Below are 20,075 nucleotides of genomic sequence, written 5' to 3'. Positions count from 1 at the left end.
GTTAATCCTAGATAAGTGCACATGAATTTGAATACCGAGAGTCATCACCTTTGTCTGACGTAGGAATTTCCTCTTCCTTTGTTGTATCCGTTGGTTCAAGTATTATTTCTTTTTTAGGTTGCGGGACCTTTTTCTCAAAAATTTGCCTGGCTTGTTGCATTTCTTTTTCATCTTTTAAGGAATGCCATGTCAGTTCGGTATCATCTGAAAACGTAATTTTATATGTCACTATATGACTATCTTCAAAAAATGTTCCTTTATAACCCATGCTTGAGTTATTTTTATAGTCAATAAGTACATTGAACCCCGAGACGGGTTTTCCTTCAAACGCTAATTTCATCTCCTGTTTTAAATCTTCATCATAGAATAAAGAATTAATTTCATCCATTAACTTGTAATATTCTGATAATTCATTTTTTATCGTTCGTTGTTTAAATATATTTCATTTTAATAGTTTCTCTCCCTACTTGAGTTGCCAACTCATATAGGGCGAGATGAAACTCATCCATTGTTCTATTTTTTAGGCAAATTACATGATTATCAAACTACTAGGAGCTTGCTGTTGCTGTTTAAGAACGTTTTAAACTCTTGGTTTAACTGCATTATTGTTAGTTTTGGAGAGTCCGTAAGCTTAATTGGATATAATTCCTATATTATTGGGGGAAAATAATATTGAATATGAAAACAAGTTTCAACTTTTGCATAATGGTTTCAAAGGCTTACAAATGAATCATTAAGAAGGTTATCATTTTGACCTAGCAATTTCTTGTCAGCGGAATGAAAACAATCGTAACTACATTTTCAACACTTCTATTTTTTTTACCTCGTCATGTTCAGCTCCTTTTTTAGGGGCTTCAAAAATACTGTTCCTCGGTTTATGCAAAGTAAATGGGGCAACTAATTCTGTTTTAGAGTCGCTTAAGGTGGTTAAAATTTTTATGGTCTGGGTTTGGGTAAATCTTCTAAATAATTGAGTATTAATAAAGATCATGGCCCTTTTTTCAATGAGAGGATATTCTTTTTTAAATTCGATAGGACCTCGGAGCATTAAGGTAAGCGTTTCTCTTTTATAAGTACTAAAATAAAGGTTTTTAATTGTATTTTGGCTCTCCTGGATCAGAACACATTCATTATTAAAATCAACAATAGCGTTCGGAATTTTATTGTTTTCTCTAAGTCTTTTATATTGTCTTTTCGTGAGGACAATACCTTGCTCTGCTAATATTTTCAAAGCATTGGCATAATTGCTTTGTTCATTATTTGAGTATTTTTTAGGGGGAGCTTTTTGAGGTTGATTTCTTGGATGAACTAACAATTGTCGAAGATGTTTTTCCAGTGTGCCCAAAGTAGGTCGATGTTCTGGTTTGAGCGAGAGACATAATTGAATGAGACGATTGAGAGCGGCAGATGGTTTTAATATCGATTGCATCATAACACCTAGAGCGTAAACATCCATACTTTTTTGAGCAGTTATCGGCTTTTGTGACCAGCATTCGGGTGCAATTTGCGTATATGTTGTTTTATTCGATATTAGAGCCTCTTGAGTTTTTACAAAAAAGATATCTGGGTCGAGTAGCATCCCTTTCTTTACAGAAATACCTCCATCAAGTAAATAACTTTTACCTGAATCCTTATTATAAAGAATATTGTCCGCTTTTAAATCCAGAACTATATATCCCTTATCATGACAATCTTTTAATGCTTCAATTGCAGAAATAAAAAGCTTTATTTGTTGCCTTTCATTAGTAAAATGCAACTCTTCATAGGGTATGCCATCAATATAGGGAAGCACCAAACGATAAGTATCCTCCCGTTCTATTAATTCACTAGTTTGTTTCGGGTATAGGGTTTTGAAAAATTTATATTTATTGTAGGCCTCGATAAAATCAACATCATCACTATCCGCTGGCATTAGTACGGCAATTGAGCGTTGACCATCAACAGATTGAAATTTTCGTGCTTTGGCGTATGTGCCCGAACCAATTTTTTTTTGGGGATAATATTCTGTTTCTCCGTCACTTTCATAACAAGAGTCTTCAGAAGCATTATCATCATGGAATTTATAGTTTTTTGGCATGGCCTTGCCCTCTCATCCAAGAATTCCTTTAATCAATTTTGCTTGTTTTACAGGATAAAGTCCATGGAGTAAAAATACTCTGATTTTTCCCGGTAGGTTGGGTCGTTTGACCCAACAAATTAAACGCAAGGACGCTAGAGAAGGGGGCCTTTAGTAGTATTTCGGCGACAAATTACCAGTTTTCCCAGAATTATGTTTGTCAGATTCCAGTGGTTTTATCGTTTTGCTAATACTTGGAATAACTGAAACACTAGCTGCCCTTCCTTTGCCTTTAAAATTATTTCTTTTATCGGTAACGTTCTCAGCTTTTTCTTGTTCTCTCGGTTCTTTCCCTCTTGCTGTTTTTGGCGTTTTATCTTTAAACATTAAATGCTTTTCTAAATCGCGATGTGAGTATTGCTTTGCATTTAGACTCAACTTAGGAGTGGGCTTTTTTTCGGGTTCTGGTGTCGTTTGTTGTAATTCCTGCTCTACTAGATAGGAAGCAGAAGAAGTGGCTAGTTCCTGTTCTGAAAACATTTTAATTGAAACTTTTTTCTTTGCCTTATGCTTCTTCTTCTCTGGTGTACTTTCCATTGATTCATCTGATTGTGGCGCGGATGATTGCTCTGCATTGTGAATAGCAGTTGATGAAATAGCTTCTTTCTTTGCTGCGAGCGTTAGCATTAACAAAGCTTGTGAAAAATCCATCCGCTTATTTGCTTTCTCATGAGTTAATCCACGAATAACCTTTTTTACACTTTTGCCTAGGGGAGAGTTAAAGGCGGGGTGGTTGAAATCGAGTCGTGTACCTGGTCCCTGCATATCGAGCTGATCCAAATAGGCTGATAAATTGGTGACAGCCAATTGTATGGTCTGTGCATCCAATCCCAAGGGGGTGTCTTTTGCTAAGTCATACTGTTGCTGGTTCATTAAGTTAAATAAAGATTTCTTTGAATTTCCAAAATTACTGGCAACCGGCACCCCTGTTATCACTTCATAGATGCTAACTCCCATCTTATAGCGCGATTTATAATCAATTTCCGAAATCGAATATTCACTTGAAGTATCTGAACTTGATGTCACGCTAAGTGAAGTGGGTCTGGAGCGATAGATAGGGGTTTGGGCAACTTCCATTTTAGGAATAGAGCTTTCTTCGAGCACATTCAATAAAGACTTAATATCGCAAAGGACTAAACGTCCATCATCCGCAACAATAAAATTACTCGGTTTAATATCTGTAAAGCGAAAGCCAGCCCTTTCTAAATCCACCATGAGTTGTAACATCTTCCTTGAATAATCAAATGAAGTGTCAAAATCCTCCGCATGCCGCTCCAGACTACCCTTACCACAATATTCAATTAGCTCAAGATAATAACTATTTTTGCGATTTTTGAATGGTAACAAAAGATATCGTTCTGGAAAGTGCTTAGCAAGTTCTGGTTGTACTCGCAGCACATCGTAAGCAGCCACATATTTTTCTTCAGCGGGTAACACGCGAAACACCACGCTAAAATCTTTGTATGTTGCCGAAAAAAGGGATATCACTGACCCACCTAGGAATTTAAGGGTAACAGGCTTTTTATCAATCGTGATCAGCATAGCTTGCGGATTATCGCCAGCATTCATTAGTGCTACTAATGGCGCTTTAGCTTGGCCATTCTCTGCCACCAATTTCTTAAATTCAGCAGTAAGTTTCTCGATAATTTTGCTTCTCATTTCCGCAGTTTTGCTCACTTTTCCCATGAGTACAACCTATAACTTAAAAAGGAACAATATTATCCATTCCGTTGATTTAATGTCAACGAGTCCGCATAAATTTTAAACATTCCAAATTTTGTTACAGTGGGTTGGGGCATTTGACCCACAATTACAATCTTCTTTGTCGAAACAATTGTTCAATGAAATAAAGAATCACTGGCATTTTGTGACCCATCCTACTACTCTAAAATGCACGTAAAAAAATATTCTATTGAAACAGAACAAAATAAAAGAGGGAGATAACATGATGCGTTCAGCACAAATTGCCTTGGTTTTGACTTCAATTTGTTTTTTTAATATACCCGCAGCTTATGCCATGCAGTTTAATATCCATGGTACGCAAGCAAAAAAACTCTACAATATGCTCACAGGTCCTAAGGTTCAAGAAGAGGGTGCGGCGGGGCATTCTTATCGTAAGGGAAAAAGTATTCTTTGCCGTTATACTAATGCTGATATGAGCAAGAATGGAAAAGAAGTTCCCAAGACCTCGTCATGTCGTTACGCATGTTCCATTAATTTTAATCATAATGGATTAGCAACTCCTGGACAAAATCCACAATAGATTGTGGTCAGTAAACCTACGTTGGGTCATTCTGACCCAACGACTTGCTTTGTGTATCCTATAATTAAACATCATTTTAAAAAACCGAGATTTTTTATGAAAAAAAATCCGTTTAACATAGGTACTTCAGGATGGAGCTATTCGGGATGGTTGGGCAATTTCTACCCACAAAAGATAAAACCTAATCTGGTACTTCCTTATTATGCTGACTTGTTGAATAGTGTGGAACTTAATAATAGTTTTTATCAAATTCCTAAAGAAAAAAATATAAGAAACTGGGTAGATATAACACCACCTGAGTTCGTTTTTTCATGTAAAGCAAATCGATACATTACTCATTTTCAAAAGTTAAAAGAAAGCACTGAAACTGTGGATAAACTACTTAAAGCGTTTAGTCATTTTGAAGAAAAATTAGGCCCTATATTATTTCAATTCCCACCCTGGTGGAAAATAGAAATCCCCACTTTGAAAACATTTATTCAGCAGCTTCCTAAAAAGTATTTATATACATTTGAATTCAGACACAAAAGCTGGTTTTGTGAAGAACTTTATGAGTTGTTAGATAAAAACCAAATGTCACTTTGTTTTTATGATCATAAAATGTATCGCTCACCGGAAATAGTCACAAGTCCTTTTATCTATATTCGCATGCATGGACCTAATATAGAGGCATATAAAGGAGCTTATGAAGAATCTACCTTAATGGAATATGTAGGGAAATTTATTAATTGGCATAAAGAGGGTAAAACAATCTATTGCTATTTTGACAATGATGAAAAAGCGAATGCACCTCAAGATGCACAACGTTTAAATCAACTGTTAAAAAATAAAAATCTTGTTTAAGCTTAGGCAGTAGTTAACGCTCCCACCCAAAAATGCTTCTGCCACCATAAGTTGGGGAGGCCTTTTTTTCATGAGTAATTATTTCTTCTACAGAAGGACCAGAAATAATGTATTGTTCTAATTCACGTGCTTGATTATCGAGTCGCTTAATGGCATCCAATTTATCGCTTTGACCTAAATGTGCTTTTTGAATGGCAGTTTTCAATACCCGGATGGTTTCGTCATAGACTTTAACAGGAACAGGGAAAGGGTGACGATCTTTGCCACCATGAGCCAAAGAAAAACGAGCTGGATCGGAAAATCTGTAAGGAGCACCATGAATGACCTCAGCCACAAAAGCCAAAGCGAGAACGGTTCTTGCCCCCACGCCGGGAGTTAGAAGAAGCTCAGTAAAATCTTCTGGCCCCCGATTGATGGCTGCAGCAATATTGCTATGTAAACGAGTGATGGAAATATTTTCTGCTCTAACATCATGATGTGCCGGCAAATCGAGATGGGGTAAAAGAAGCTGTTCTGTTGAATCGTTTACTGGCTTCAGTCCATTCTTTTTTTGCTTGGATAGTTCTGCAAGAATACGTTCAGGGGAACATGTTTTCAAAAGCTCAATTTGCTTAAATCGTGATAAGTGAGCACGTTGATCGGTGAGATTGATGATATTTCCTTGATGAAATCCTTCTATGGCCGTATGAGGTGCGTCAATGAAACTAGTCAATCCTTCCGATAACCAGTGATAGCGTCGTGCCTGTTTATTAACCGTATTCATGCCCTGTTGGATAATCGTCCACTTGCCCTCATCCGTAACGATAAAGCCGTGCAAGTACAGATCGAATCCATCTTGGACCGCAGCACTATCTACTTTAGCTACGAGACGGCTGCATTGCGCAAGTTGCTGTCCGTCAAAACCGACTTTGGTTCCTATACTGATAAGCTCCTGGGGAGTTTGCCGTGAATATTTGCCCCTGCCACCACATACATGCACTCCAAGTTCATGCGCGAGCGGGGTTAAACCGCGCTTCAGAGCCCCTATAACACTGGTAGTAATTCCTGAAGAATGCCAATCCATGCCCATAACCGCCCCAAAGGATTGGAACCAAAAGGGATTAGATAAACGGCGAAGAATCTCATCACGCCCATAATGGTGAATAATAGCCTGGCATATGATCGCACCTAATTTAGCCATACGATCCGCAAGCCAAGTAGGCACACGACCATAATGCAATGGTAAATTAGCGCTGCCCGTTTTATGAGCCATACAGTCTTTGTGAATGGATTGGAAGTAATAAAATTATAGCAAATTGTTATATAAGGAAACATTAAATTTATATCATTTCCTGAGTACGCGGGAATCCATCTCACAATCCCTTCATAATAATTATAATTTATTATAATTAAAACCGTTGTCTTCCTGTTGACTAAGGTCTTTAATTTCACGATTTAAGGTATAACTTAATAGCGTTCGTATTAAAACGATGCTTGCAACAATTCCAACTGAATAATAGTCCGGTGCAGTAGTTGTTCCTATTAAATCAGCAGCTACAATAAACTCCAATCCTAATGTCAATACTCGACCTAATCGTAATCGAATTTGATTAATATTTTTGGTATCTGAGGTAAAAAATAGATAAGAAATGTAATGAAATAAAGCGATCAAAACACCAATAAAAATAACGAGAACGCCACAAAAAGAGATACTATGTTGGATATACAATAATAAGGTATGGAAATTTAATACATCCATTTATATATCTCCTTAGATATATGAATTTTAATAGATTAAATTTTAATGTTAAAAAAATCCAAAGTTTTTAACATGTGGGAAGTAGGTTGGGTCGTTTCCCCCAAATCTCAGAATTTTAAATTAGCCCTTATGGTAGTTTCTCTAAGACAGCTTAGGCTAAGAATTAAATAGTATATTGCTTTAAAAAATTATTCAAAGATCCTTCAGCTTCTTCGTATTTTTTTGACCATTCATCTATTACACTGTTTATTTGGTTTTGCTCTGCTTTGGAATCTTCATCAAATTTTTGCATTTCCTTTTCTACATCTCCTACCGGATCAGAACTGCGGAGTGCAGCTTTCTGGGCTACTTTCAATCTTTCGTCCCTCTGAAAGGGTTGATAAAATCCTAAGTTACCGTATCTGAATTCTTTAGCTAATCCATTATTTAATTGATTATACTCTTTGAGCATTTCCTGCTGATGTTCGATTAGGTGTTCAAATCGAAAAATCCCTTTTTTAATTTCGTTTATTCTTTGTTCTTCACTATAAAGGTCAATACGATTGGGGTTGTATAAAATTGTCCATTTTATACCATTAGTTATTAATAATAAGTTCATCAATAAATAATTCGTTCGAAGATTTACATCATAATATAAATGAAGAATTTCTAATTCATGGGTTAGTTTATCAATGGCTCTTATCTTATCATGAACAGTATCTGCTTCTCTGATCTCCTTATTGTAGGTTTTAACAGCATTTAAAGAATATTCATAAGCTAATTTAGGCTCTGGAGTGAGTATATAAATAGGTACCCCTTTTTTAATTTTCTCATAAATATTATTAGCGAGCTCTTTTATTTGCTCATCTTGGAAATTTTTAATGTTTACACATGTGTCTGAAGAAGTGTCACCAGCACATGCGAGTGCATTTTGTCTCGCTTCTCCGATTACAGCAATCATCTCTTCTCTATTTGAAAACTCCAATGTTGAAGGACTTCCAAGCATAAATCCCTCTGCATTGTTGTCCTCTCTAATTCGGAATAATAATTCTGTAACCCCTTCTAATGTGGATGTTTCTTTGAAAATCGGAAATCCGTTATAAATGGTACGGTATTTTTTAAGAGCTTCCCCTTCGCCCTCCATTTGGGCTAAACCTGTACTCAGCTGAAGATGCAACTTATCTATTAGCTCAAGGGTTATACTTGTTCTAATTTTGGGATCCCGCCTGTATAACTCTAAAATCGTGGTGGTGGTATCAAACAAATTTTTAACACATTTTTGTTCTCTAAACTCATAATCAATCCAATTTTCCTTGCAATGGTGAAATAATTCATAGTCAACAAATAATAAGTATCGTAGCTTGTGAGGAATCGCGGAAATATCTTTTATAATAGACTGGGTTTTGAATCGCTCTTCCTTAACATCGAACCGATACAATATATTATTTTCTTCCTGTTGTTCGTGTTTTATTGCATCCAGTTCGGTTCGAGTTATGATTATTCCACTCGTGTGGGTTATTGATTCTAATCCATCAATAAATTCTTCGCGGGATAATTTTTCTCCCATTTTTTGTTCATCTATTTTAATTTTAGCAATCCCAGTATGGTAGAACTTATGATGTTGACCATGTCGTTGCAATTCCATTCCTGTTTTTTTATATAACTTTCTAGATGCATCTGCAGCTTTTTTGAAATCTTGATAAACGCTTACTTGAGTATCTGCAAAGAGTTTATCTTCTGAAAAGGTTATATTGGCGATGCTTTCTAATGTTTCTCCTGCTCTTAATAACCCGGGAAAGTCATTTACAAGGACGTAAACATATTTGTCTTTTAGAGTTCGTTTCTCTTCCATATGTTGTTCCTCTAAAACATAAAGTACCTTCTAATAATTATAATAATAGTGCATTTATAGGTCTAATTGATCTGTTGTTGGGCTTGTGTTCGTATTAGATTGGAACTCAATAGGGAGTAACTTATCTTCAACTGAAGTTAACTTGTTTTGGGATGGAGTACACTTGGATTGTAATTTTTTGATTTCATTATAAAAATTTTATTTATTTGTCTTCATGCAAGCAAGATATCCAATAGTTTTATGGGATAGAATAGGATTCAACACGTCCTTATTTCAATAAGGCCAAGCGATATGTTCCAATTTCTTCAAAGCCTAGGGCTCGGTAAGTTCGTATTGCAGAATTATTGTTTGTGAACAAAATTGCTCTTTTCACTTGTCGGATGGCAGCTTGTTTTAAGCATAGATATACGGTAATTCGTGCAAAACCCTTATTTCTTAAGGAAGGAGGGGTATAAACAGGGCCAATTTGTACAATATCAGGTAGATTGGCATTAAATCCGCATAATGAAACAGGCGTATTATTTAAGTATAATACCCATCGATTTTGGCTAAGCTGTATATCTTGAATTTCATTAATAACAGATTCTTCAAGTTTAGGATTATTCTCATCATCTCCAAGGGCTTCTACATTGTATGCGATGAGCCATTTTTTGATGACATCCATTTCACTATCATAAACTGTTTTTAGCGTGTAACTCTGTGAGTGAACTGTTTGAGGAATAATCATTTTTTCAAGATTAAGTAGAAAGAGTTTTTCCTTATAGTTAATAGCAAACTGTGAGGATTTTACACCTAGGTTTTTAATCACAAAATTTGCTTGGGAATCTTCACCAAGGATTCCAGCAATTGGTCTTTTTCTTTTAAGCTTAAATTCTTCTACCAACGCTGATAGTACTATGAGATTTTCCGCTTGCATCATTACGTTACCATTCCAATAATGAGCTAAAACACCCTTAAGTTGATTTCCTTCAAAGGAGCCATAATAGTCTCCGTGAAAAGGTTTATTTTGGTAGGTAATTCCTGAATGGTATAAATTATTTCTAATAAACATGGTCGTTTCTTGATAATGATTGAGATAAGATGACAATTCATTCATATGCACTTCTTCTAGCATTTTTATCTCGATCATTTTTTTCTCTAAGGGAAATATTTTTAAGAACGTTTAAGGCATTGTTAAAATAGCCTAATACTCTTTATTATTAAATAAAAAATCTTGAATTCCTCCTACGGTACCTATTCGAATATGACAATAATGATAATAAGTCAGGAGAATAGTACCTACCTTGATTCTCAGCTATCAATCTTAGCGTATCGAGGACCCATTTTTGGGGTGGCAGCTTTCCAAGCCATACCAGTACGCCTTGCTATTCATCATGTTTAGAATCGCTCGTAAAACGAAACTCCTGAATGCATGCTTTAAAATCCCCTACATTAATTTCCTTAGCCAACATAGGTACATTACCTTTGTTTCGATAACTAGAATAATCTATCTTGGGTCTTGAATCGGATATGTGCCAATAATCTGCATTGATACTCTGACTACAAGGACCTTTAGAAGTTAGAGTGGCACGTTTTGTTAAGATGCATCGATTCGGTGTTTCAATAAATGATAAATCTTGTTTAATTGAATCCCCTTTGGAACCATAAGTAATTATTAATGTTACAACAGAGTAGCCTTTCCCAAGCGAATTAGAAGGGCTTTCTATGTCAAATGACCAATTTGTTTTATTTAATAAGTCGGTTTGATTGATAATAAATTGGTCGCAGTGCGTCATGCCATAGTTATGAAACTGCTTGAGTAATTGCTCATTATCACTTAGTGCAACAACTTTAAAGGATTGTAAGCTCAAGAGAAGAAAGGTGGCATAAATTTTTTTGTTCACGAAAAGACCCATCTTGTTATATTTGCAATAAACGTTTAATTAGAAAAGTCTCCGCAAAGCCCCTCTAATCTGCTTACATTACATTATTTTTTGCAATTTTCCTAAAACTATCGGAACGACTTAATCTTATTGGGGGCTGTGTTTTGCTATTGCACAATGCTTGGGTGAAAAAATAGTTATCCCCAGATAAAAATTCCTTTGATAATGAACCACTGTATATTTTTTTGTTACTGTTAATATTGTTAATTTAGCTGTCTATAGAGGATCTTATTATTAATTGAGAAATCCCGTAATCCTCTTTGCTCCTTACGGGCTAGGCTCTCGCCTTATTTGAATATTGGATTTTAATTATTATGGAAAAATACGAGTAATGAACAACAAAAAATTTATCCTTAAGGTTCAAAATCTAATTGATCTTGTTATTCCTCCTGCACAAGATCTCTCTTCAGATTATGAGACTCTAAATTGAGATCATTCCCGCATAGGCGGGAATTCATCTGCCAACCATTAATGATGATTATAATTTATTGTAATTTACCCCGTTGTTTTCCTGCTGACTAATTTTGTAAATCATATATCTTCTTGATTTACCTCCCTACATTATTTATAGCGTAGAGGAGGTCCAAGTTGTTCTTCCCAAAGAAGGACAAATGCAAGTATCTTCTTCATTCGAACTCGTATCAAAAAATCTTGGCCCAGTTTTCTTACTTTTAGAATCATTAGGTTGTGGAGATTTTTCTGATGTTAATAGAGTATTATTTTTCCGTGTTTCATGAGTAGAGTCTGAGCTCCTATTTTCTATCAATGGCTGTTCCATTTCTGAAGGATTTTGAGTTGACTTTTTTCTAGAGAAAACGGTTGGCCATGTAAAGGCGATCGAGACGAATACTAAAATGACTGGAGACAATATTGCCATAGTAACGGTTAATGCAAATTTCTCCCCTATTGCTTCCCCCAATGTTTCACCGATATGAATTCCGCTTCGGATTCCACCAGCAACAGAATAAGCAAGAGAATCACCTATCAAAGCACATAATTTGAGCATATTAATGGCGCCATACTGTATTTTTTGTGCTGTTGTTTGGTTTTCTTCGGGGGGTTGATAGATTGATTCAAATTTTTCTTTAAGATCGACATACGTTTTGGGGTTAAAGACTTTATATACTTGGGAAAAAGTATTCACTACCATGGTGGTCGAAGTACATATCATCGCAATAACATGTGCTAAAAGGGTGTCAGGTGTAGCACCTATAGCGTTTAAAAACTTATTAACCCCTGATGCAGTAGTAAACCAAGTCAGCGTCGCATAAACAGCTAAAAAGAGCGTGCTTACCACTCCTAATAACGCACATCTCAAAAGACCATAAGGTTTTTTATACTCATCAATAAAAAGATTTTTAAATTTGGTATAATTTTCCCGTATGCCTACAGCTTGAAACGAATAAAAAGAAATCGCAGCAACCACAGACAACCCAATTGTTACTGCCAAAACGAGAGGGGTAGAAGCAAGCGCACCTGCGCCCAAAAAAGTGAGGAGTCCTACAATACCCGCATATCCAGAAATGCCCGCAGAAATACAGGCCAACAAAGTCACAATTCCAAAAAATAATTTCTGACCACTATCTAGTATTGTTTTTTCTCTTATATTTTCTTCAAGGGTAGTGAACGTTTTTTGTTTTTTAGGCTGAAAACCAGCACTATCAAGCATGGCTTGCCCACGACTTAATAAACAAACGATGCCATTACAGAAGGAAAGTACGATTGCTAAGGCCAGGCTTACGCCAAAGGGTGCTCCTAAAGTACTCAATAATCCCAGGCAAAATACCATACAAAGTGCCATGGAGGTGACTACTTTACCAATAACCAAGGGGATTCCTTTTAGCAGTCTATCTCTATTTTGAATGGGGGTTCTTTTAAATTCTTCGCCCTTGCTTGAGTAGTGAGCAATTTGCAAGATCTCTTGCTTAGATAATCTTTTTCCACCCGCAAGAATCTCTCCCCATTTAAAGGTGAGGAAACTCCAAAAATTGTGGGAAAAAGGGCGTTCCAGAAGATCGGTTATTCGAAGATCTCCATTTAAGATCGCGTATTCGACTTTTTGAGATTCTTTTTTAGTAAATTGATATTGATTGAACGAGGCAATAATCCAATCTCTTTGAGTACGCCATTTTCTTCTTAAAACCATTATGACTTCAGGACGTTTATAAGGAGTCAAATCGATTTGCTTTTGATCTAATAAACTAATTATTTTATTCATTACCACAAATCCCTTTTAATACAAAGCGTGTAGCTTATTTATAATTTCAGAAGAATTCCATTTAAATTTTTAATTAATGATCTATAGATAGAGATCTGCTCATTTTCATGCGAAATAATTTGACATACTTGACGAGTTACATTCTAATCTTATTTTTTTTCATGATGATGGATGATCATGGCATTTTTGACTTTTCTAAAACCTGCTCCTTATCTTAATGAAATTCAAGATAAAGTCGTTGTTGAACGGCAATATCGTTATTGGCGTATACGTACCTTTTATGCAATGTATTTAGGGTATGTTTTGTTTTATTTTACGCGAAAAAGTTTTACCTTCGCTATGCCTGCATTACAAAGCACCCTAGGAATGAGCAAAACTGAACTTGGAATGATTGCTAGTATTTTGAGCTTAAGTTATGGCATCAGCAAATTTTTGAGTGGAATTCTTGGCGATAAGTCAAATCCTCGTTATTTAATGGCGATTGGGCTAATTTTGACAGGAGTTTTTAATATTTTGTTTGGTTTGTCTTCCACCTGGTGGTTATTTGCTGTTTTTTGGGGATTGAATGGCTGGTTTCAAGGCTGGGGATGGCCAGGATGTACTAAGTTATTAACCCATTGGTATTCTCAATCCGAACGCGGTCGCTGGTGGAGTATTTGGAATACATCACATAACGTTGGGGGTGCATTAATTCCCTTGATTGTTGCGATGTGCGCGCAATATTACGGCTGGCGTTCAGCCATGTTTGTGCCGGGGATCATCTGCATTTTAGGAGGTTTTTTCTTAATCAATCGATTAAGAGATACTCCTCAGTCGCTGGGTTTACCTGCGATAGAGCAACATAAGAAAGACTTTTCTGGTTCAGCAAATCACCACCATGAAAAAACAGAGCTTTCAGTTAAAGAAATTCTTTGGAATTATGTGCTAAGCAATCCATATATTTGGATACTGTCCATTTCTTATTTGTTTATTTACATTGTGCGAACGGCTCTAAATGATTGGAGCATGTTGTACTTAACCGAGGTGAAGGATTATTCCTTAATCACAGCTGGTAGTTGTGTCATATGGTTTGAGGTTGGTGGGTTTTTTGGCAGCCTGGCTGCTGGTTGGATTTCTGATAAAATATTTCAAGGTAAACGCAATCCCATTAATGTACTCTTTACTGCAGGTGTATTTGCCACGTTACTGCTCTTTACTTTGACTAAGGGATATACCCCATTCCTCGATTCATTATTTCTTTTTTTCTTTGGTTTTTTTATCTTTGGCCCGCAAATGATGATTGGTATGGCGTGCGCGGAGTTAGCGCATAAAAAAGCAGCAGCAACTGCAACTGGTTTTGCCGGATTTTTTGCTTATTGTTTAGGTGCTGTTATGGCTGGTGCTCCTTTGGGGGCAATTATCAAAAATTACGGCTGGGATAATTTCTTCCTTACATTGTTTGTTTGCTGCTTGATTCCATTATTTTTGATGCTGCCACTCTGGCATGTGAAAGCCCGTCCAACGGATCGTAAACCAGAATTTTCAGGAAAATCTGAGTTTGCTTAGCAAAGAAGGTGGGTCGAAAACGACCCAACCCTCTTGCTGGTTTTAACATCTTAGATTGGGTTGAAATTGATTATTTCGGATAATAATTCTTAGCCACACTGAAGACCATTTCTCGAAACCAACGATGGCCCGGGTCAACATCATCTTTTTGATGCCAATATTGATAGCAATAAAAACGGTCAACCTCAAAGGGAACTGAAGCAATACTTAAGGGTATCAAATGAGAAAGCTCTTCAGCTACATGGCGAATACTTAATGTCAGATATTGAGAATCAGTCAGGACAAGTAATGGCATGATTCCCTGGCCTAAGCTAATAGAAACCCGTTTGTCATGCCCTAGTTGACGTAAATAACGATCAAAATAATTATAAAAAGGAGTATCTCTTAATGAAAACTGAATTAATGGGTACTTTAATAGTTCTTCAATGCAAATTTTCCCTTCATCGATTCCTGGATGGTTACCGCCCCCAACGATGACAGCTTCATCTTGAAACAATTTTTGTTGCTTTAGGCTTTCGGGAACTCCCTCAAACATACCAATCATTAAATCAATCTCACCGGATTCAAACACCTCCATCGAATTTAAGTAGCTAGGATGCTTAATATTTAATTTTATGCCTGGAGCCTCTTGCTCCAATCGGCGAATCAAGCTCGGAGTCAATAAAATTGAGACCAGATCAGTCATCCCAATAGAGAAACTTCTTTCTGAAATTAAGGGATTAAAGGCATCTGTAATATTAAATAATGTTTCAATCATTGAGAGTGCTTGGCGGGTTTTGCCTATCAATGAGCTAGCCAAGGGGGTCAGTTGCATAATATTGCCTTGCCCACGAACAAGTAAATCATCATGGAAATGCGCACGAAGTTGTTTCAAATAAATACTCATTGAGGATTGGCTTATGCCCATTCTTTTGCTAGCTAGGGTTAGATGACGACAGTTTAAGAGTTCATGCAGGGCGCGAAGTAAATTGAGATTTAGTTTATCCATAAAAAGTCACCCATATTGAGGGAACCTGATAGTCTCTTTTGAGGTATAGTTGAGAACGATTTGGTTTGCAAATACAACGGGAATAATGAGAGATATCAAAAGCTCGAAGATTTTGAAACTTCGAGCTTTTTACAGTAAAACTAGAGAATACTGCATTGCTCTGACAACTTGGGTTTGTAAGCCATCTCTGGTTCCCCATCTAACATATCCAAAGCAGTTTGGAGATAACTTTCAATTTCAGGTTGATTGTGTATTTTTTCTTCGCACGCTCGCATAAATACTCCCTTGAATTGCTCGAATTCAGCGCGAGTGGCAGAGTGTTCGATGTACTCATGAGAACTCATTCTTAACGCTCGAATCTGTGCTGCTTGCTCCACTGTACGTTGTAATTGATGATATTCCCATGTTCCTACTAAAGTATCTGTTAATATCACCATATCCACGGTGTTTCCTCGATTTATAGAGAAATGTTCAATTCCCTCAGGTGATTCAGCATAAATTGATAAATTACCACCTTCTCTATAAATTCCTATCATACAAGCTTCATCAGCGATTAAATGGTCATGATTGATAACAGAACGTGTATTGATTTGTGTTTCTTTTTTGCTAAGCATTGGACCTCTCCTAATTTACATTGTTAAATAAATTCATCGCCTCAAAATGTCTAATATTTAATCATATTGAATTGATTTAGGTTATTTTATCGATGAAGACTTAGCGGATTATTAAAATTATTGATGAAATTTTAATAATGAGTATTAAGATTCTGGAGGACGCATGCTGATGTAGATGATGGATTTAAAATGTGTTTTGAGAAATGCAGTCCGTAAGGAGCGTAGCGGATTACGGGGTTTGTTCTGATATTGTTTTTACCTTCGTGTATATGAGAGAGCTAATTATGAGTTGAGAAATCCCGTAATCCGCTACGCTTCTTCCGGGCTACCTGTTAAGCATCATGCTTTTGAAAAACGAAAAATAATGGTGTACATATTAAAGGGAACATCTTTCTAGCGAAGCATATAAAGGATATAAATCATGCCCACAGAAAATAATTGGAAACGTGATAAAACATTTGAAGCCAAAAGAGAAAGAATTTACAAGGCATATCAAAGTCAGGATATTAGTGAGCTTCGAACGCAACAGGTTAAAAACTCCAATCACGTAGCTATGGAATTGGTTTTTAGTACGGAGCAAGTTATCGAGCGCGTGAGGCAGCAATTGCAGCTGAATCTACCATTCAATACAAACATCACCTATGTGTCGCCTGTCGAGCACCCACCGGGTCAAGGAAGAACGTTAGGACGTATAAAGTTTGCGACAGAAGATAAGTATGAAATGATGCAATTCTTAAAGGCGGTATCTCATTTACATGAAATAGCAGGAAAGGCAAAAGAAGAAATTCACAGAACACTCGGTCTTACTGATAAAGATGATACAAATACCTATCTTGCGGAACTGAAGTTATGCAAAGCACAGGGAAAAAGTCTCGAAGACGTTTATACCAAAGCTCTGGACTATCCTAATAAATCCTTACTTTGGGAATTAGGTCAGTATTGTCAAGAACAGCAATTAGACGATGAAGCATTAAAATATTATTTGGCCATACCTGAAAATAATCCTTATTATGAGCGGGCGAATAAACACGCTTATTTATTGGTTCAAAAGAGAACAGCTCAACTATTGATGTTAGTACAAGATCCTAGGTTGGATACTGAATCTAAGAAAGCATTAAATTCCGAATTAGAATTTTATAAAACTACTGAGGTTAGATTGTTATTAAGATACAGTCTTAATGATAACTTTATAAAAGAACGCTTTAGTGAGCGATTAGATTCTGCTGCTTATGAACTATCAGGAGGAAAGGGCGCGCCGGACATAAAAGGTCTTACATTCAGCGAAGAGGGATTTCTAACGTTGTTACACTACATTGCTGATTTAAGACAGAAAAATCATACATTAGAACAAGCTAATGCAGCTGCTAAAAAGCAGGCTACAGGTCTTACAGAACATTTGACAAGACAGGGTTTTTATTCTGCTCCTAAAGATATCACTTCCGAGAATAAGGATAATAGTTCTGCGGACGATTCTAATTTAGGCCCCACGTAGTAACAAGCGTAGATAGTGTCTTTAAGCAAGCAACCTTTTAATGAAAATTTTGTTTGCTTGCGACGAAATTTGATGGGAAGTGTTCACTGATTTGAACCATACCGATTAGATAGACTTCTCCAAATGCTCCATCGTGGTTGATGATCGGTACTGGGCCGAATTAATATCCATTGGTCGTACATTTTTTTCTGGAATCCATCATTTTTCTTGAGTGTAAGCCAATAATTTAAAAAATTTACAAATTGAGGTGAGTTAAGCTGCACCATATAGGCCATGAGAAAGGGGGCCGCAACACCAGAAGGCACAACAGAAGTATATTCCGGATGTGCCAAAACCCACACTTGAGTTTGAGCTTGGCTCCATAAAACAGCATCAATCAGATTCTGCGCGAATGCTTGCGCAGGTGCGTTGCCGCTTATATTTGGCAAGATTACAATACGCGCGTTAGGAAAGTTATTTTGAATTAATGGAATTAAAACGGGATCGTTAAATACACCGATTCTTAATCCTTTTATATTTTTTATCTGATCTGCAGTTTGAAATTGATTTTGCTTATTTTTAGGTACAATTAAAGAAACTGGACTATGAAAATAAGGTTCGGTGAATTTGCTGCTTGTCAATCGTTGTTCAGTTGCGTAAATGGCCGACATGGCAATATCAAACTTATTTGTTGCCAGGTCGCTAACTAAATATTGCCAAGTAAAAGGGATAAATTCGAGGCGAGAGTTCAATGCCTTGGCAAGCGCATAAGCAAAGGCGATATCATAGCCGACTAATTCATTTTTTTTGTTGTAAAAAGCAAAAGGACGCATGTCCGCATTAAAGCCCACTCGTAATACACCGGTTCTTTGTATACGAAATAAAGCGTCTTCTGTACTTTCTTTCGATGAGATATTTTTTTCATCAAAAGATGGCATGATGGTTGCCTGAGTTTTATCAACAAGTTCTCTGCTTAAAGAAAATGAATTCAATCGCGTATAATTTTTTTCTCCTGGGTTAGGAAATACGCTTTTTAAAGTAAAGGCAAGAATGATGAGTAACGCATAAGCGATGATGAAATGACTCGCCATTTTTTTATAGTTTATTCTTGCATATCCAAAGAACACGAAAGTACCAATAATAGAAATAAAAGCAAAACCCATGACAGACAATAACACTTGTCCATAGCGAATAAGTGGCAATAAGCTCATATAAAGATTAACTGTATCGATAGGCAAGTTCACCCAATTAGCAAGAAAAGCAACAGAGTTAATAGAGCTCGATGGTGATCCAATTGATGAGAGATAGGAAATAACAGGCAGAAAGACATATTGCAAGTTATTAATTGGCGAATCGAAATAAAGTGAGGCAAACAGGATGAAAAGATATACAAAGAAATTGCCTAATTGTGCGAGTGGATAATTGATTAGTAAGATTGTATTGATGATATCTTCGTTTTCTTTCGTATCGATCTCAGGTTTTTTATGGGCAATAAATTTTTCTGTAATTTTTTGTATATACGGTAACGCAACGACAGATAATGTAGTGATGGCGGATATAATTAATGCATCTCGAAGTTCAGGCAGGATTTCTTTATATCGAATATCAGTAAAAGAAGAAATCGTGATAGGGATGATCCATAAAATAAGCAATAAAATACCAATAAGAAATAAAATCAAAAATATGCTGAGATCATATAATTGGTTGAATTTTATTGTTCCAGAAATATAAGCCACTAAGGCAAAGGTGGCAATAGGCGCGAACTTAACCAGCCAATTCCAATATGATAGGCAGGTGTTACTTATGGTTTCTAATACGCTAAACAGGGTTGATTTATTTGAAATGTGCTGAAGCATGAATCCAAATAAGATACAAAAAATTACAACAGCGGGAACATAGTTATTTGTTAAATCGTAAAATAGATTTTCTGGCAGTAGAAAATCCAAAATTCCTGATTGTTGAGGATTGTTTGTTTGTTCGTAGGTTAATAATGTGGTCGCTAATGGTATTGCTTGAGCTAATATAATCAATGTGCCATAGGTAAGTAACAATAATAAAAAATAGACCCATATCTTTTTTAATAGTTTGAGTGAAAGCGAGGGAGACAAATCTCCAAGGCTGACTAACAAGGTGGAGATAACATAAGGGAAGACAACGGTTTCCATTAGCATTGTATACATTCTACCTAAGGGCTCAAAAATGGCTGCCTCATCTCCGATCAGCAATCCTGTCAGAATACCCAAAATAATCGCAATGATTACTTGTAGTGGTAGAGAGATAGAAAGAAGTTTTTTAAAAATCATTTGTGATCTAATCCTTGGCCTTATTTGTCCATTCTCACCAAGTTATTTTAATGATTTTAATTCCACAATGCATGCAATAAATATTTTTCTTAACCCAAAAGTAATGGTGTCTTCCGGTGAACCAGGGAATAACCATAAAAAACAAATGATAATTTTTCAAGAAGGTTGGGTCATCCCTTCCCAACCAATTAATTAAATTGTGCTCTACCCCAAATAAGAGCAT

16 protein-coding genes are annotated in these 20,075 nt (G+C 36.3%); 4 read left to right on the top strand and 12 right to left on the bottom strand.

Annotated features, from left to right (window positions below):
* Positions 1-7 precede the first annotated feature (7 nt).
* The 3 genes from ACWTEW_RS22805 to ACWTEW_RS22795 all read right to left on the bottom strand — a co-directional run bounded on the left by ACWTEW_RS22805 (position 8) and on the right by ACWTEW_RS22795 (position 3,802).
* Positions 8-388 carry a hypothetical protein gene (locus ACWTEW_RS22805; RefSeq protein WP_454783345.1) on the bottom strand — a complete coding sequence of 127 codons (381 nt, stop codon included), beginning with the start codon at positions 386-388 and terminating at the stop codon, positions 8-10.
* Between the two features lie 405 nt (positions 389-793).
* Positions 794-2,077: a protein kinase domain-containing protein gene (locus ACWTEW_RS22800; RefSeq protein WP_454783344.1), complete on the bottom strand. Its 1,284-nt coding sequence runs from the start codon at positions 2,075-2,077 to the stop codon at positions 794-796.
* A 150-nt stretch (positions 2,078-2,227) separates the two neighbouring features.
* Positions 2,228-3,802 (bottom strand): hypothetical protein, encoded by a 1,575-nt coding sequence (locus tag ACWTEW_RS22795; RefSeq protein WP_454783343.1) that lies wholly within the window; start codon positions 3,800-3,802, stop codon positions 2,228-2,230.
* A gap of 259 nt (positions 3,803-4,061) precedes the next feature.
* Here ACWTEW_RS22795 and ACWTEW_RS22790 point away from each other — a divergent pair, with 259 nt between their 5' ends.
* On the top strand, positions 4,062-4,379 hold the full coding sequence (locus ACWTEW_RS22790) for a hypothetical protein (protein ID WP_454783342.1): 318 nt from the start codon (positions 4,062-4,064) through the stop codon (positions 4,377-4,379).
* A 96-nt stretch (positions 4,380-4,475) separates the two neighbouring features.
* Positions 4,476-5,222, top strand: coding sequence for a DUF72 domain-containing protein (locus tag ACWTEW_RS22785; protein WP_454783341.1), 747 nt, complete (start codon positions 4,476-4,478; stop codon positions 5,220-5,222).
* 13 nt (positions 5,223-5,235) lie between these two features.
* On the opposite strand, the gene ACWTEW_RS22780 is transcribed toward ACWTEW_RS22785, so the two are convergent.
* From ACWTEW_RS22780 to ACWTEW_RS22755, 6 genes are all read right to left on the bottom strand, one after another.
* Positions 5,236-6,474: a DUF763 domain-containing protein gene (locus ACWTEW_RS22780; RefSeq protein WP_454783340.1), complete on the bottom strand. Its 1,239-nt coding sequence runs from the start codon at positions 6,472-6,474 to the stop codon at positions 5,236-5,238.
* 120 nt (positions 6,475-6,594) lie between these two features.
* The gene (locus ACWTEW_RS22775) at positions 6,595-6,960 is read right to left on the bottom strand and encodes a DUF1622 domain-containing protein (RefSeq protein ID WP_454783339.1); all 366 of its coding nucleotides are present in this window, start codon (positions 6,958-6,960) and stop codon (positions 6,595-6,597) included.
* A gap of 163 nt (positions 6,961-7,123) precedes the next feature.
* Positions 7,124-8,791 carry a hypothetical protein gene (locus ACWTEW_RS22770; protein WP_454783338.1) on the bottom strand — a complete coding sequence of 556 codons (1,668 nt, stop codon included), beginning with the start codon at positions 8,789-8,791 and terminating at the stop codon, positions 7,124-7,126.
* A 268-nt stretch (positions 8,792-9,059) separates the two neighbouring features.
* Positions 9,060-9,887: a GNAT family N-acetyltransferase gene (locus ACWTEW_RS22765; RefSeq protein ID WP_454783337.1), complete on the bottom strand. Its 828-nt coding sequence runs from the start codon at positions 9,885-9,887 to the stop codon at positions 9,060-9,062.
* Positions 9,888-10,155: 268 nt separating this feature from the next.
* The gene (locus ACWTEW_RS22760; protein WP_454783336.1) at positions 10,156-10,674 is read right to left on the bottom strand and encodes a hypothetical protein; all 519 of its coding nucleotides are present in this window, start codon (positions 10,672-10,674) and stop codon (positions 10,156-10,158) included.
* Positions 10,675-11,278: 604 nt separating this feature from the next.
* Positions 11,279-12,931, bottom strand: coding sequence for a hypothetical protein (locus ACWTEW_RS22755; RefSeq protein ID WP_454783335.1), 1,653 nt, complete (start codon positions 12,929-12,931; stop codon positions 11,279-11,281).
* Positions 12,932-13,108: 177 nt separating this feature from the next.
* Here ACWTEW_RS22755 and pgtP point away from each other — a divergent pair, with 177 nt between their 5' ends.
* Complete coding sequence (pgtP, locus tag ACWTEW_RS22750) at positions 13,109-14,476, top strand: phosphoglycerate transporter protein PgtP (protein WP_454783334.1); 1,368 nt, start codon at positions 13,109-13,111, stop codon at positions 14,474-14,476.
* A gap of 70 nt (positions 14,477-14,546) precedes the next feature.
* Here the strand turns inward: pgtP and ACWTEW_RS22745 are convergent, their stop codons facing one another.
* Together ACWTEW_RS22745 and ACWTEW_RS22740 are read right to left on the bottom strand one after the other, a co-directional pair.
* Positions 14,547-15,464: a LysR family transcriptional regulator gene (locus ACWTEW_RS22745; RefSeq protein ID WP_454783333.1), complete on the bottom strand. Its 918-nt coding sequence runs from the start codon at positions 15,462-15,464 to the stop codon at positions 14,547-14,549.
* 140 nt (positions 15,465-15,604) lie between these two features.
* The gene (locus tag ACWTEW_RS22740; RefSeq protein WP_454783332.1) at positions 15,605-16,078 is read right to left on the bottom strand and encodes a hypothetical protein; all 474 of its coding nucleotides are present in this window, start codon (positions 16,076-16,078) and stop codon (positions 15,605-15,607) included.
* Between the two features lie 421 nt (positions 16,079-16,499).
* On the opposite strand from ACWTEW_RS22740, the gene ACWTEW_RS22735 reads away from it, so the two are divergent.
* Complete coding sequence (locus ACWTEW_RS22735; RefSeq protein WP_454783331.1) at positions 16,500-17,570, top strand: hypothetical protein; 1,071 nt, start codon at positions 16,500-16,502, stop codon at positions 17,568-17,570.
* An 83-nt stretch (positions 17,571-17,653) separates the two neighbouring features.
* Here the strand turns inward: ACWTEW_RS22735 and ACWTEW_RS22730 are convergent, their stop codons facing one another.
* A complete protein-coding gene (locus tag ACWTEW_RS22730) occupies positions 17,654-19,852 on the bottom strand; it encodes a cation:dicarboxylate symporter family transporter (RefSeq protein ID WP_454783330.1) in 2,199 nt (732 codons plus the stop codon).
* Positions 19,853-20,075: the final 223 nt, after the last annotated feature.

It is taken from the genome of Legionella stuttgartensis (genome assembly GCF_977063405.2).
Note: the sequence above shows the minus strand (reverse complement) of the source record. Positions and strands in the feature narration are given on the sequence as shown.